The organism is Brachymonas sp. KE5 (assembly GCF_057773645.1).
Genome location: NZ_CM173463.1, coordinates 2,281,456 through 2,295,791, shown reverse-complemented (window position 1 = coordinate 2,295,791; position 14,336 = coordinate 2,281,456). Strand labels below are relative to the sequence as shown.

General features: G+C 67.3%; 14 protein-coding genes. 6 read left to right on the top strand and 8 right to left on the bottom strand.

Annotated elements, in window-relative coordinates; all coding sequences use genetic code 11:
* Positions 1–5: 5 nt before the first annotated feature.
* Complete coding sequence (locus tag ACX36O_RS10850) at positions 6–986, bottom strand: ComF family protein (RefSeq protein WP_488359773.1); 981 nt, start codon at positions 984–986, stop codon at positions 6–8.
* On the opposite strand from ACX36O_RS10850, the gene ACX36O_RS10845 reads away from it, so the two are divergent.
* Entirely contained in the window at positions 985–1,935 is a 951-nt protein-coding gene (locus ACX36O_RS10845) for a class I SAM-dependent methyltransferase (protein WP_213361510.1), read from the top strand. The genes ACX36O_RS10850 and ACX36O_RS10845 overlap by 2 nt on opposite strands.
* A 75-nt stretch (positions 1,936–2,010) precedes the next feature.
* Here ACX36O_RS10845 and ACX36O_RS10840 read toward each other — a convergent pair whose 3' ends face one another.
* Complete coding sequence (locus ACX36O_RS10840) at positions 2,011–2,784, bottom strand: class I SAM-dependent methyltransferase (protein WP_213361509.1); 774 nt, start codon at positions 2,782–2,784, stop codon at positions 2,011–2,013.
* 94 nt (positions 2,785–2,878) lie between these two features.
* Here ACX36O_RS10840 and ACX36O_RS10835 point away from each other — a divergent pair, with 94 nt between their 5' ends.
* Entirely contained in the window at positions 2,879–3,553 is a 675-nt protein-coding gene (locus ACX36O_RS10835) for an SCO family protein (protein WP_213361508.1), read from the top strand.
* 78 nt (positions 3,554–3,631) lie between these two features.
* On the opposite strand, the gene ACX36O_RS10830 is transcribed toward ACX36O_RS10835, so the two are convergent.
* From ACX36O_RS10830 to ftsY, 3 genes are all read right to left on the bottom strand, one after another.
* Positions 3,632–4,369 carry a ZIP family metal transporter gene (locus ACX36O_RS10830; protein WP_213361507.1) on the bottom strand — a complete coding sequence of 246 codons (738 nt, stop codon included), beginning with the start codon at positions 4,367–4,369 and terminating at the stop codon, positions 3,632–3,634.
* A gap of 250 nt (positions 4,370–4,619) precedes the next feature.
* Positions 4,620–5,576: an RNA polymerase sigma factor RpoH gene (gene rpoH, locus ACX36O_RS10825; RefSeq protein ID WP_250131041.1), complete on the bottom strand. Its 957-nt coding sequence runs from the start codon at positions 5,574–5,576 to the stop codon at positions 4,620–4,622.
* A 252-nt stretch (positions 5,577–5,828) separates the two neighbouring features.
* Positions 5,829–6,980 (bottom strand): signal recognition particle-docking protein FtsY, encoded by a 1,152-nt coding sequence (ftsY, locus tag ACX36O_RS10820; protein WP_213362729.1) that lies wholly within the window; start codon positions 6,978–6,980, stop codon positions 5,829–5,831.
* 398 nt (positions 6,981–7,378) lie between these two features.
* On the opposite strand from ftsY, the gene rsmD reads away from it, so the two are divergent.
* The 4 genes from rsmD (at position 7,379) to ACX36O_RS10800 (ending at position 9,754) form a co-directional block, all read left to right on the top strand.
* Positions 7,379–8,137 carry a 16S rRNA (guanine(966)-N(2))-methyltransferase RsmD gene (gene rsmD / locus ACX36O_RS10815; RefSeq protein ID WP_213361505.1) on the top strand — a complete coding sequence of 253 codons (759 nt, stop codon included), beginning with the start codon at positions 7,379–7,381 and terminating at the stop codon, positions 8,135–8,137.
* A 78-nt stretch (positions 8,138–8,215) separates the two neighbouring features.
* Entirely contained in the window at positions 8,216–8,704 is a 489-nt protein-coding gene (gene coaD / locus ACX36O_RS10810; RefSeq protein ID WP_213361503.1) for a pantetheine-phosphate adenylyltransferase, read from the top strand.
* Positions 8,701–8,988: a DUF1294 domain-containing protein gene (locus ACX36O_RS10805; RefSeq protein ID WP_488359772.1), complete on the top strand. Its 288-nt coding sequence runs from the start codon at positions 8,701–8,703 to the stop codon at positions 8,986–8,988. Before coaD ends, ACX36O_RS10805 begins: the two co-directional genes overlap by 4 nt.
* A 43-nt stretch (positions 8,989–9,031) precedes the next feature.
* A complete protein-coding gene (locus ACX36O_RS10800; protein ID WP_371687106.1) occupies positions 9,032–9,754 on the top strand; it encodes a 2'-5' RNA ligase family protein in 723 nt (240 codons plus the stop codon).
* Positions 9,755–9,821: 67 nt separating this feature from the next.
* On the opposite strand, the gene recJ is transcribed toward ACX36O_RS10800, so the two are convergent.
* From recJ to bioA, 3 genes are all read right to left on the bottom strand, one after another.
* Positions 9,822–11,531: a single-stranded-DNA-specific exonuclease RecJ gene (recJ, locus tag ACX36O_RS10795; RefSeq protein ID WP_371687107.1), complete on the bottom strand. Its 1,710-nt coding sequence runs from the start codon at positions 11,529–11,531 to the stop codon at positions 9,822–9,824.
* 3 nt (positions 11,532–11,534) lie between these two features.
* Entirely contained in the window at positions 11,535–12,566 is a 1,032-nt protein-coding gene (locus ACX36O_RS10790) for a phosphoglycerate mutase (protein ID WP_371687108.1), read from the bottom strand.
* 240 nt (positions 12,567–12,806) lie between these two features.
* Complete coding sequence (gene bioA, locus ACX36O_RS10785; protein ID WP_213361497.1) at positions 12,807–14,171, bottom strand: adenosylmethionine--8-amino-7-oxononanoate transaminase; 1,365 nt, start codon at positions 14,169–14,171, stop codon at positions 12,807–12,809.
* Positions 14,172–14,336 lie beyond the last annotated feature (165 nt).

The following is a 14,336-nucleotide window of genomic DNA, read 5'->3' as shown; positions in this document are numbered from 1 at the left end:
CCGGTTCAGGGGAGTGGCACCACGGCCGGGCTGGCGCCGGGTTGTGGCGGCGGGCGCTCGAAGCCCGGCTTTTCGGTGCGCGCCAGCACCACGCCCACCACGGTCGCACAGCCGGCACGCTGCAGGGCGAGCGCGGCTTCCTGCAGCGTGCTGCCGCTGGTCATCACGTCGTCGATCAGCACGGCCCGTGCGCCATACAGGCGCGGTGCGTGCAGTGCCTTGGCGGCAAAGGCGCCTTCCAGGTTGCGCAGGCGCTCTTCCAGCGGCAGTGTGCTTTGCGCCACCGTATGCCGGGTACGCACCAGCCAGTCGTGACGCAGGCGGGCGAGCTCCGGGGCCAGTCCGTATCTGCGTGCAATCTGGCGCCGCAGGGCGCGGGCCAGCAACAGCGTCTGGCTGAAACCACGCTCGGCCAGACGCTCGCGGTGCAGCGGCAGCGGGACCAGCACGTCGCACTGCCGGATCGCTGCCGCGATGCCTGGCTGGGCCGCCATGCGCTCGGCCAGCGCCGGGGCCCAGCCGGGCTGCCGGCCGAACTTGAAGGCGTCGATGCAGCCCTGCCAGGGCCACTGGTAGGAAAGGGCGGCGTGCACGGCATCCAGACCATCGAGAGGTTCGGCCAGACAGTCGTCGCAGAGTGGGGGCATCATGGCAGCCGACGCAGCCGACGCAGCCGACGCAGCCGACGCAGCCGACGCAGCCGACGCAGCCGACGCAGCCGACGCAGCCGATGCAGCCGATGCAGCCGATGCAGCCGATGCAGCCTCAGCGGGCAAGCGGATGGCGCACCCGGCACAGCGCAACACTGGCTGTCCCTGTCCGGCAATGCACTCGCTGCAGATCAGCTCGCGCGGCCAGCCATGGCAGACCGCGCAGCGTGCGGGCAGCCGCAACTCGCCGGCAAGGCGCTGCAGCCAGCCCTTGCGCGCGGCCGGGTGCAGGCGCAGCGGGCGGGAGTTTTCATCCTTTTCTGGAACAATGTTCATGCCCGAACTATATACTCCGCGATCAGTGAAACCGAGCACCACGCCCCCTTCCATCGACCCCGTCGCTGCCCGCCGCTGGCAGCAGTTATCCCTGCCGCACAGCCCCTGGCTGCATGAGGAAGTCGCGCGCCGCATGGAGGAGCGCCTGCAGTGGATCACGCTGCAACCTGCCAGCTGGCTGCACTGGCAGCCGCTCAAGGGGGGCACGCAGGCGCATGCGCTGCTGCAGCAACGCTACCCGCAAGCCACGGCCTGGGCGATCGAGCCCGACGCGGCTCCTGACGTGCAGTCCCTCCTGCAGCAGCGCCTGGAGTCCTCCCAGGGGCAATCCGGCTGGCTGGAACGTACCCTGTCGCGCCTGCGTGGCCAGCGTCTGGGCACCCGGACCGATGCGATTGCCCCCGGCAGCATCGACATGCTCTGGGCCAACATGGCGCTGCATGGCGCTGCCGATCCGCAAGCGCTGCTGGCGCAATGGCGCAGCCTGCTCGCGGTGAACGGTTTCTTGATGTTTTCTGCGCTCGGCCCTGATACCCTGCGCGAAATCCGCGATCTGTACCAGCGCCTCGGCTGGCCGGCGCCCACGCACCAGTTCACCGACATGCACGACTGGGGCGACATGCTGGTGCAGGCCGGTTTTGCGGAGCCGGTGATGGACATGGAGCGCATCACGCTGACGTTCAATTCGCCCGAGCGGCTGCTGCAGGAGCTGCGCGAGCTGGGACGCAACGTGTCGGTGGAACGCGGCAGCCTCACGCGCGGGCGCCATTGGCTGCGCGAGCTGCACCAGGCACTGCGCACGCTGGAGCGCGAAGGCAGCATCCCGCTGACCTTCGAGGTGATCTACGGCCACGCGCTGCAGCCGGAGCCGCGCCACAAGGTGGTGGAAGGCACCACTGCCATCCCGCTGGACCAGATGCAGCAGATGCTGCGCAAGCCGCGCGGCTGATCCGGCTGGGGCAACGGCGATGCAGGGTGCCTGTACGGAACGGCCCCCAACCGGCTCCCGCGCCGTCGCTGCGAGTCAGTCCCTGATGGCCTGGTATTCCGAGAAGATCCCCAGTTCCACATGCCGGCGCGCACCGGCAAAGCCGCAGCCCTGCAGGGTCGCCAGAATCTGCGCTGGCGGCGCGCAGGCCTCGATGCTGTCCCAGTAGTAGCGCCACATGCGCGGTGTATGTGCCCTGGCGCGGCTCAGCCAGGCCAGCGTCGGCACCCAGCCGCGCATATAGCCCTTGAGCAGCGCGGTGCCCAGCGCGCTTTCCGGCTTGGTGATCTCCAGAATGCACACGCGCCCGCCCGGGCGCAGCACGCGGTGGAATTCGCTGAAGGCGGCCTCCACATCGCCCACATGGCGCAGCGCATAGCCCATGCTGACGAAATCCACGCTGGCATCGGGCACGGGCAGTTTTTCGGCCTTGCCCTGCAGCAGGCGCACCTTTTCCAGCAGCGGGCTGGCCTGCATCATGCCGGGACTGGGATCGACGCCGGTCACCAGGGCCGGATCGCCCACGATGCGGATGGCCTGCGCCGCGACCAGACCGGTGCCGAAGCCGACATCGAGCACCTGCATGCCGCGCTGCAGGCCGGCGCGCTCCAGTGCCTTGCCGCGGTAACCGGGGCCGGTGCCGAAGGCCAGCATGCGCTCCACGCGATCGTAATCGGCAGCTGTGCTGTCGAAGATGCCGCGCAGAAAGCCGGCACGTTCGTTCTCGTCGCCGTAATAGGCGGTCAACGGTGCATGGGGCTGGTGCACCGGGGCCGGAGCGGCTGGCGGAAGGTCTGGCTGCTGGGACATGGCAAGGCAATCCTGATCAAGAAAACGGCATACCTTAACACGGTTGCGCGCGGGGCCGGCGGCAGGGAGCCGGCACCGCCCGTACAATGCGTGCATGCAAAGCCTCCATTCCCCAAGCGCCCCTGCCGCGGGGCAGCCACGGCGCGCTGCGCTGCGCTGGATCGGCGCCGGTGCCGGCGGCCTGTTGCTGGCTGCCTGCGATGTCGGCAGCGTGAGCGAGCTGGGCAAGGCCGGCGGCCTGCCCAATGCCAAGTTCAACAGCCTGGACATCAGCGGCGGCAAATACGCCAAGGACTTCTCGCTGCTGGACATGAACGGCCAGCGCCGCAGCGTCGCCGACTTCCGCGGCAAGGTGATCGGCATGTTCTTCGGCTACACGCAGTGCCCGGATGTGTGCCCGACCACGCTGACCGAAATGGTGCAGGTCAAGCAGCTGCTCGGCGCCGATGCCGACCGTTTCCAGGTCATTTTCGTCACCGTCGATCCCGAGCGCGATACGCCGGCGCTGCTCAAGGAATACATGGCCAACTTCGGCCCGGATTTTCTGGCGCTGGTGCCCACGCCGGAAGAGCTGCGCAAGACCATTGCGCCCGGCTACCGCGTGTACTACAAGAAAGTGCCGGGCAGCAAGCCCGAGCACTACACCATGGACCACACCGCCGGCACGCTGCTGATCGACAAGCAGGGCCGCATGCGCCTGCACAGCAACTACGGCGCCAAACCGGAACTGGTGGCAGCGGATGTGAAAGCGCTGCTGGCCGAGTCTTAAACGCCCACTGGCGACGGGAGGCCTCCGCGCGCACGCTGGCCGAACGCCAGCCGCCGTTGCGCCCTCTTGAGGCGGGGTTCAGCCTTGCCCGAACAACTGGATGGCCCAGAACACCAGGAAGCCTGCAAACAGCACCAGCGTGAAGAACGGTTTTTCTTCCACCTCGTGCGCCTCCATCAGCAGCTCTTCCGTCACCAGGTAGAGCAGGGCGGCCGCACTGAAGGCCAGCACGGTGCCGATGGTGTCGTGCGAAGCCTGCGCCAGCAGCAGGCTGCCCGCCAGGGCGCAGCACAGCACCGTCAGCCCCAGCGCGCCGGACACGGCAATGATCTTCCAGCCGCGGATGCTGTCGGAGGCCAGCGCCAGGCCGAGGAACAGCAGTTCCACCGACAGACCGAGCGCCAGGATCATGCCGGTTTCGCCGCCCGCGGCAAAGCCGGCGCCAATGATGAAGCCGTCCACCGCCACGTCGATGAAGGTGGCCAGCAGCAGGCCGGTGGCCATGCCGGCAGCGGCCTGGCCGCTGGCAATCGCGCGCTGCTCTTCGGCATGTTCCAGCTTCATGGTCCAGAGCTTGAGTCCGTACATGAACATGCTGCCGGCTGCAAAGGCCGCCAATACGTGCCAGGGGGCCGGATGCTCGCGCGCGATTTCCGGCAGCAGCTCGACGGCCAGCGCTGCCAGCACCACGCCTGCCGCAAAGTGCTGGATCATGCTGCGCGTCTGGTGGCTCGGGGCCCAGACCGCCGCGAGAACCCCGCCAGCCAGCGCCACCAGCGCAGGAATGGCCATCAGCATCAGGGCATGGGAGTTCATGGGGGACTTCACTTTCCGGGGGGGCGAACAGTTCATTGTAGAACTGCGGTTTTTCGGACAAGCGAAGCGCTGACGGAAAATCTTCGGGCAACCGCACAATGGTGCGCAGGACATTCCCCCGCCGGCACACCAGTGGCGCAGAGTGACGTTCCGGGCCGGATTCCGCAATCGCTGTGGCCGCGTATCCTGCAGCACCCATGAAAAAGGCCGCTCATCCGAGCGGCCCCACAGGCTGTCAGGCGCCTAGGGCTCAGGCATACTCCACCAGCGCCGTCTTCATCTTCTTCATGGCCGCCGACTCGATCTGGCGGATGCGCTCGGCGCTCACGCCGTACTCGGCGGCCAGTTCGTGCAGCGTCATGCCGCCGGAGCCGTCGTCGTTCACGGCCAGCCAGCGCTGTTCCACGATGCGGCGGCTGCGCGGGTCGAGCGTGTCGAGCGCGGCGGCGATGCCGTCGGTGGCCATCACGTCGCGTTGCTGGGCTTCCAGCATGGCGGTGGGCTCGTGGCTGGCATCGCTCAGGTAGGCGATCGGGCCGAAGGCCTGCTCGCCGTCATCGCTGGGAGCCGGATCGAGCAGCACATCGCCGCCGCTCATGCGCGTTTCCATCTCCATCACTTCCTCGCGCTTGACGTTGAGGTCTTTCGCGATGATGTCGATTTCCTGCTCGGTGAGCGTGTCGCGGTGCATGGCCGCATCGTCCAGGCCGGCGATGGCCTTGAAGCCCTGCTTCTTGCTGCGCAGGTTGAAGAACAGCTTGCGCTGCGCCTTGGTCGTGGCGACCTTGACCATGCGCCAGTTCTTCAGGATGTACTCGTGGATCTCGGCCTTGATCCAGTGCATGGCGTAGCTCACCAGGCGCACGCCCTGATCCGGATCGAAGCGCTTGACGGCTTTCATCAGGCCGATGTTGCCTTCCTGGATCAGGTCGCCGTGCGGCAGGCCATAGCCCAGGTACTGGCGCGACACGGCCACCACCAGACGCAGGTGCGACATGATGAGGCGACCGGCGGCGTCCAGGTCGTTGTGGTCTTTCAGTTTCTTGGCGTAGTCATGCTCCTGCTCGGGCGTGAGCATGGGCATGCGGTTGACCGCGCTGATGTACGCGTCAAGATTGCCCAGTGCGGGCAAGGTGGCCACTGCCGACCAGTTGGGGGCAATGGCAATGTCTTGGGTCTTGGTGGAGGCAACAGCCCTATCAGCCATGTGTCTTCACTCCTTTCAGGGTATTGGATACATCTCTTGCCGAGATGTTCCTCATTGGCGAAAGATATTAGCACTCCTGAAAGTCGAGTGCTAAATCTGCCGGGAAAACCTGTAACAAATCAGGGGCTGTCGCAGAATTGCGAGAGCCATCGGGGCAAATGCTTCTACGCCTTGTTGCACATTCTGATGCCTGGGCCCTCCACGCGGCGTAGGACACTGCCCCGGATGCGCGACAGCTCCGGGAAATGCCGCTCAACCCAGCAGCGCCTGCGCAAATTCGCGCGCATTGAAGGTTTCCAGGTCTTCCAGTTTTTCGCCCACACCGACGAAATACACCGGAACCGGTTTCTCGCGCGCAATCGCGCACAGCACGCCGCCCTTGGCGGTGCCGTCGAGCTTGGTCACGATCAGGCCGGTCAGTTCCAGTGCGTCGTCGAACGCCTTGACCTGTGCCAGCGCGTTCTGGCCGGTGTTGCCGTCGATCACCAGCAGCACCTCGTGCGGTGCGGTGACGTAGGCCTTGGTGATGGTGCGGCGGATCTTCTTGAGCTCGTCCATCAGGTGCAGCTGGGTGGGCAGGCGGCCGGCAGTATCGACCAGCACCACGTTCTTGCCGCGCGCGCGGCCAGCGGCGACGGCATCGAAGCTCAGGGCCGCCGGGTCCCCACCGGCGTTGCTGACGATCTCGACCGTGTTGCGGTCGGCCCAGATGGCGAGCTGCTCGCGGGCAGCGGCACGGAAGGTGTCGGCAGCAGCCAGCAGCACGCTTTGCCGGTGGTCGCTCAGGTGCTTGGTGAGTTTGCCGATGGAGGTGGTCTTGCCGGCGCCGTTGACGCCAGCCACCATGATCACGGTGGGCGTGTGCTCGCCGATCACCAGTTGCTTTTCCAGCGGCTGCAGCAGTTCGGCAATGGCATCGGTCAGCAGGGTGCGCACCTGCGCCGGATCGGTGGCCTTGGCGGCCTTGACGCGGCGCTTGAGGTCTTCCAGCAGGTATTCGGTGGCCTGCACGCCGGCATCGGCCATGAGCAGGGCGGCCTCGAGGTCTTCGTAGAGTTCCTCGTCGATTCGGGTGCCGGTAAAGACGGTGGTGATGCTGCTGCCGGTGCGGCGCAGACCGGTCTTGAGGCGGTTGAACCAGCCGGCGCGGGTGGCGGTGTCAGCTGCAGCCGCTTCGTCGTCGGCGACCGGCTCGTCTGCGGATGCCGATGCCGATGCCGATGCCGCGGCGGGCGTTTGCGCCTCGGGAGTGGCGGCAGGTGCCTGTTCGGCGTGGCGCGGCGCCGGCGACTTGCTGCTGGCTGGCACATCGTCGGCTTCTTCCGGTGTAGCCGCGAGGGCGGCTTCGGTCAGGGCGGCTTCGTCGATGGGCGTGGGCTCCAGCGCGGCGAAACTGCTGTCCATGGCATCGTGCTGCAGCGCCTGGATCAGGGCCTGCTCGGCCAGCGGTAGTTCGCCGGAGGCGGCCGGGGCGTCGGCACTGGCCGGGCTTGCTTCGTCGCCCCCGAAACTGCGGCGCAGGCGGTTGAGCCAGCCACCGGAGGCGGGGACCTGTTCGGTTGCCGGAGCTTCGGGCGCAGCCTGCACGCCCGTCTCCGCAGTCGTCTCCGGCGCTGCCTCGGCAACGGGGGTTTCGACAGGGGATTCGGGGGCGGCAGGTTTTTTCTTGAAGAAGCTGAACATGGCAGAGTGGAGTGGGCGCAAGGCGGGCAACTCCCTCATTGTACGAAGTGCATGGGTCGGGCACATGACAGCCCGCAAGATATCCGGCGAAACCCCCTTTTTATCCTATGATTTCCGCCATGGGACGTTCCAGCCTGTCATTGTCAGCCATCGAAAAACGCCTGCGCAGCCAGGCGCAGTCGCCGCATGCCGAGCCAGATGCCGCCGAAGCGGGGGCGAAAGGCGTTGCGCATCCTGCCAAATTTGCTCCCGGAGGGCGCGCATCAGCGGCCGGCACGGGGAAAAAACCGGGTCAGGCGCCAGCGCGCGCAGCCGGCCAGGTCCGCATTGTCGGCGGCCAGTGGCGCCGTCGTCTGCTGCCGGTGGCGGCCGGCCCGGGCGTGCCGCCCGGCCTGCGCCCCACGCCCGACCGCGTGCGCGAAACGCTGTTCAACTGGCTGGGCCAGGACCTTGGCGGCTGGCACTGCATCGACCTGTGCGCCGGTACCGGTGCCCTGGGCCTGGAGGCCGCCTCGCGCGGCGCCGCCAGCGTGCTGCTGGTGGAGCAGCATGCCGCGCTGGTGCGCCAGTTGCGCGAACTGAAGGAGCTGCTGGGCGCCGATGCCGTGCAGGTGCGCCAGGGTGATGCACTGGCCGTGCTGCACGAGGCGGCGCGCCGGCCCGGCAGCATCGACCTTGTCCTGCTCGATCCTCCGTTCGACGCCGACTGGTATGCCAAGGCCCTGCAGGCCGCGTTGCCGGTGCTGCGCGCGGGAGGCTATCTGTATCTCGAGGCCGGCCGTGAATGGAAGCCGGAGGAACTGGCCGGGCTCGGCTGGCAGCGCTGGCGCCATCTCAAGGCCGGCCAGGTGCATGCGCACCTGCTGCAGCCCGCCTGAGCGCCATCACCATGCAGGACTGATTGCCGGCGCCCCGTGCGCAGCCCCACAAACCCCCGATTCATTGCAGGAGACACCATGACCAGGATCACCGCCATCTACCCCGGCACCTTCGACCCGCTCACGCTGGGGCACGAGGAGCTGGTGCGCCGCGCCTCGCAGCTGTTCGATCATCTGATCGTGGCGGTGGCGGCCGGCCACCACAAGAAACCCATGTTCGACCTGAACGAGCGGCTGGACATGGTGCGCGAGGCGGTGGCCAAGTACGGCAATGTGACAGTGGAAGCCTATGACGGCCTGCTGCGTGATTTCGTGGTGGCGCGCGGCGGCAAGGCCATGGTGCGCGGGCTGCGCGCCGTGACCGACTTCGACTACGAATTCCAGCTCGCCGGCATGAACCGCCACCTGATGCCGGAAGTGGAGACCGTGTTCCTCACGCCGAGCGTGCAGTACCAGTTCGTCAGCAGCACCTATGTGCGCGAGATCGCCACGCTCGGTGGCGAGGTGGATGTGTTCGTCTCGCCGAGCGTGTTCCGCCGGCTGATGGACAAGGTGGGCCGCGCATGACGCTGGCCCGCTGGCTGGTCGTGGTGTACGTATCCGCCAGCCTGTGTGCCTTCATTGCCTACGCCTGGGACAAGGCCGCGGCGCGCGCGGGAAAGCAGCGCATTCCCGAGAGCTTTCTGCATCTGCTGGGGCTGCTCGGCGGCTGGCCCGGCGCCTGGCTGGCGCAGCAGCTGTTCCGGCACAAGACGCTCGAGCCGCCGTTCCGCATCGTGTTCTGGTTGACGGTGTTGTTGAACCTGGCGGTTCTTGCGGGCGGCTTGTACTGGCTGGCGCAGGGTGGTTGACGCGGCGACGGGCTTGCGCGCGCGAGGCGAGACAGGGCGTCCAGTGCGTCTGCAGCGCAATGTATGCGGTGATTTTTCGGCCTGGCATCGCGGACGTCCGTGGTTTCTGCTGTGGGCGCTGGATGTCGACGTACCGGAGCTGCGACCATCGTTCACTCGAGCGCAGCGGCAGCTGGCGCCCTGGTTGCTCGATGGCTATCGCCGCCAGCCGCATGTGACGCTGGGACTGTGCGGCTTTCCCGTGCAGCAGGAGGCGGGCGGATTCCGGCATGCCGAAGACGGAACGCCGAAGGTGGCCGATCCAGAGGGAGCCTCGGCCGATGCCTGCCCCCGGGCTGCGTTGCACAGGCACATGCAGGGGCTGTCAGGGGCGGGCTTGGGGCCGTTCGAGATCGAGGTGGGTCGAGTGGGGACTTTTGCCACGGCCCCTTTCCTGGTGGTGCGCCACGCTGGCGAGCTGGATGCGCTGCGGACGGCGCTGGCGCTCGATCCGGCCTTGCAGCACCTGGATGATTACCTGCCGCACGTGACGCTGGGTCTGTATCGTGAATCCTGGTTGCTGGGTGACTTGCTGCCCAATCTGGCGGTGTTGGACATGCTGCCTCCCGTATCCGTGCATGTGCAGGAGGTGGCGCTGATGGCCTACGCCGCTGCGCAGGTGGGTGGGCCGCTGGTGACAGTGGCGACATTCGATTTGTCCAGCCGGCGCTTGCGCTGGCATCCTGCTGCCAGCTGCGTAGTGGGAACGGCCTGGCTGGAGGGCTGACCTGGCTGCAGGGCTGACCAGATGGCCGGAGAGCCGTCAGGCACATGCGTAGCCCGTGCGGCAGCCGTCAGTCCGCCATCCCTTCCACCACGAACTGCACGCTCTCGCGCCCCTGCCAGCTGTTGATGTCCAGCCGGTAGGCCAGATGCGCCCGCGCCGGCAGCGGCTCGCTGCGGCCGAACCAGATGCCGTCCACGGTTTCGCCGTGGTGGCGCAGCTGCAGTTTCAGGTGGCGCTCGCCCACCAGGCGTTGCTGGAGCACCTCCATCTCCTCGCTGAACACGGGTGCGGCAAAGCCCTGGCCCCAGACGGCCTGCTGCAGGCTGGCGGCCACATCGGTGCGTCGGAACCGGGCCGGCAGCGCGCCATCGGTTTCCAGCGTGCGCTGCAGCGTGGCGGCATCCAGCCACTCCTCGGCGACTTGTGCCAGCGCCTGCTTGAACACCTCCAGGTGCTCGCGTGCAATGGTGCAGCCCGCCGCCATGGCGTGGCCGCCGAACTTCTGCAGCACTTCCGGATGGCGCTTGGCCACCAGATCGAGTGCATCGCGCAGATGGAAGCCCGCAATCGAGCGCCCCGAGCCTTTCAGCAGATGCTCCATGCCGGGCGCCGCACTGGCGGCAAACACGAAGGTGGGGCGGTGCAGCCGGTCCTTCAGGCGCGAGGCGACGATGCCGACCACGCCTTCGTGGAAGCTGTCGTCGAACACGCTGAGCGCGGCCGGAGGCTCCTGCAGCGTGGCCTGCAGCTTCTCGGTCAGCGTGAAGGCCTGCGCGCCCATGCCGTCCTCGATGCTGCGGCGCTCGCGGTTGATGGCTTCGAGCTGCTGCGCCAGTTCGGTGGCGCGCAAGGCATCGTCGGCGAGCAGGCATTCGATGCCCAGCGTCATGTCGGACAGGCGGCCTGCGGCGTTGATGCGCGGGCCGAGCGCAAATCCGAAATCGAAGGTGGAGGCAGTCTGCCAGGGACGTCCGGACACCTGGAACAGCGCGCGCATGCCGGCCGGCATGGCACCGGCACGCACGCGGCGCAGGCCCTGCGCCACGATGCGGCGGTTGTTGGCATCCAGCCGCACCACGTCGGCCACGGTACCGAGGGCGACCAGCGGCAGCAGCGTATCCAGGCGTGGCTGCTGGCCATCGGCAAACGCACCGCGCGAGCGCAGCTCTGCACGCAGGGCCAGCAGCACATAGAACATCACGCCCACGCCGGCCAGTGCCTTGCTGGGAAAACGGCAGTCCGGGTGATTGGGGTTGACGATGACGTCGGCATCGGGCAGTTGCGGGCCGGGCAGGTGGTGGTCGGTCACCAGTACCTGCAGCCCGAGTGCCTGTGCCTGGCGCACGCCGTCCACGCTGGCGATGCCGTTGTCCACCGTGACCAGCACATCGGCGCCGGTGGCACGCACGCGCCCGGCGATCGGGGCGGTCAGGCCGTAGCCATCCACCACGCGATCCGGTACCAGATAGCTGACGTGGCGTGCGCCGAGTAGGCGCAGGCCGCGCACTGCGACCGCGCAGGCAGTGGCGCCGTCGCAGTCATAGTCGGCCACGATGCAGATGGATTTGCCGGCGGCCATCGCATCGGCCAGCAGGCGCGCTGCCTCGCCGGTACCGAGCAATCCGGTGGGCGGCAGCAGGTGCGTCAGGGCATCGTCGAGTTCGGACGGCTGGGTTACGCCGCGTGCCGCATAGAGCTGGGCCAGCAGGGGATGCAGGCCGCCTTGCTCGAGCGCCCAGCGGGCGCGCGGCGGCACGTCGCGCTCGATCAGGCGCATGGCTTACAGGGCCTTGAGGATCGTGGCGGCACGGCTCGGGCGCAGGGCGCGACCGGCTTTCTGAAGCAGGGACACGGGGGCCGCATTCCAGGTCATGGCGCGGCGTTCGCTGCACAGGGTGATGCGCAGGCGCTGCACCTTGCCTTCCTTGTGGCGCTGCAGCAGCGGGCCGAATACGGCCTCGTCCAGCCACTTCCAGGCGGTGAGCCAGGCCTGCCAGTCCTCACGCTGGGCCGGGGTGACGAGCTGGCGCAGCAGGTGCGGCTGCAGGGCGTCCTCGGCCTCGGGCAGTACCGGCACTTCGGTCGGCAGAATGCCGGCGCCACTGACCCAGAACGAGTTGACCGGCAGTTCGTTGTGCGCCAGGCGGCGTTCGTTCACCGGATGGGTGTAGAGCAGCATCTGCATTTCGCTTTGCAGGCGCTGCAGCGGCGCGGCGCGGGCGGCCGTGGGGCTGGTGCTGGCGCGGGTGGAGGTCGGCATCCAGCTCTCGACGTTGCGGCCGCAGACGCGGTCGAGCGAGGCGGTGCGCAGGTTTTCGAGCATGCGGCCATGGGCCAGCCATTGCACGATGCCGGATTTGTCCACCGGCAGTTCGACCAGGTGCAGGCCTTCTTCGGCAAACCAGGGTTGCATGGATTCGCACAGGCTGTGCGCCTCTTCCGGTTTGAGCGCGAGCTCGGCCGGGTGCGCCATGGTGACATGGTCGGCATGGATTTGCCAGTGGCACAGCGTGACCAGGCCCCAGGCCATGGGCAGCTTGGAAGCCACCCCGAGCAGGCGCGCGGTGTGCGCGGCCCAGGGCATCTGGCCGTCAAGGCAGAGTTCTTGCGGCCAGGCCAACGCTTCGGCCAGCTTGTGCTCATGCGGCGTGCTGTAGCTGTACTCGTCGCATTCCCATATCGGATCGGCCTGCAGGCGGTCGAGCAGGGCCGGCAGATTGCCCAGCGAGAGCTGCTGCAGGGCCTGCTGGCAGCCTGGGGAGCTGGCCGAAGCAAAGGGAACGATCAGATGGTGGGCAAGAGCAGCGGACATGGAGGCAGGGAACAGACGGCGGAACACAGGCCTGCCGTGCCGGCCAACCGGCCACGCGACGACAATTGACTTCTATTGTAGAAGGCCTTGGACTTTATGTGTAAAGCCGCACCGCCGCGCTGGGCGGTGTTACGTGTCTGTTGCAATATGCGGCGGGCGTTCGCGGTCAGCAAGGGGCCGATGGCAGGGCTTATGCCAAGCTGGGCAGGATTGCTTGCTACTGGCCGGGCCATTCCGTTGTTACGCCGGTTTCAGCACATCGTTCAGGCTAGCGAGCGCCCCCTGCGCCAGATGCGTCACTTCGCTGTGGTTCAGGATGTAGGGGGGCATCATGTAGAGCGTGTGGCCGATCGGGCGCAGCAGCAGGCCGTGGCGGCGTGCCGCGAGGTGGTAGCGCTGGGCGAAGCTGCCGCCCGCCATGCCGTCTGCGGCATCGTCGGCAGAAATCGCCGGGATGGCTTGCGGATCCACATCGAAGGCCCAGATCAGGCCCTGGCGCCGCGCATGGCGCACCGCGCCGTGGCTGGCCAGCGGTTGCAGCGCATTGTCCAGCCGCTCTGCCAGCAGCTCGTTCATGCACAGTACGTCGTCATTCTCGAAGATGTCCAGGCAGGCCAGTGCGGCGCGGCAGGCCAGCGGGTTGCCGGTGTAGGAGTGCGAGTGCAGAAAGCCCATCCGCACGTCGTCGTCGTAGAAGGCCTGGTAGATGGCATCGCGCGTGAGCACCAGCGACAGCGGCAGGTAGCCGCCGGTAATGCCCTTGGACAGGCAGAGGAAGTCCGGCCAGATGCCGGCCTGTTCGCAGGCGAAGAAGCTGCCGGTGCGGCCGCAGCCCACGGCAATCTCGTCGGCGATCAGGTGTACCTGGTGGCGGTCGCACAGAATGCGCAGCTGCTGCAGGTAGGAGGGATCGTGCATGGCCATGCCGGTGGCGCACTGCACCAGCGGCTCGACGATGACGGCGGCGATCTCGCCGGCGTGTTCGGTCAGCAGCGCATCCATGGCCTGGATGGCATGGCAGGCGGCCTTGGCCGGAGTTTCGGCGCTGCGCGCATCCGGGCTGGGGGCCATGAAGGCATGCTGCAGCAGCGGATGGTAGGCATGGCGGAACACGTCCACGTCGGTCACGCTGAGCGCGCCCAGGGTTTCGCCGTGGTAGCTTTTTTCCAGATAGACGAAGCGGTGCTTGTCCGGCAGACCCTTGTTGCGCCAGTAGTGCGCGCTCATCTTGAGGGCGATCTCCACCGCCGAGGCCCCATCCGAGCCATAGAAGGCATGGCCGAGCTGGTGCTCGGTGAGCGTGGCCAGGCGCTCGGACAGTTCCACCACCGGCGCATGGGTGCAGCCGGAAATCATCGCGTGCTCGAGCTTGCCGAGCTGGTCGATCAGTGCCGCATTGATGCGCGGGTTGGCATGGCCGAACAGATTGACCCACCAGCTGCTGATGCCGTCCAGATAGCGGTCGCCGTTTTCGTCCTGCAACCAGGCGCCTTCGCCGCGCACGATGGCAAGCGGCGGCAGCTTCTCGTGCTGTTTCATCTGGGTGCAGGGGTGCCAGACGCTGCGCAGGCTGCGCTGGCTCAGGGAATCGGGCGAAAAGTGCATGGCTCAGGGAAAAGTCCGCGACAGGCCAAGTGTAGCCTGACGATATGTTGCAACCTTGCATGCCTGCTCACAGGGGAGGGGGAATGCGGCATGCCACAATAGTCTTCGCTCCGGTGTGCCATGGCATTCCGGGGACTCAACAGGCGAGGCATACAACCAAGAACA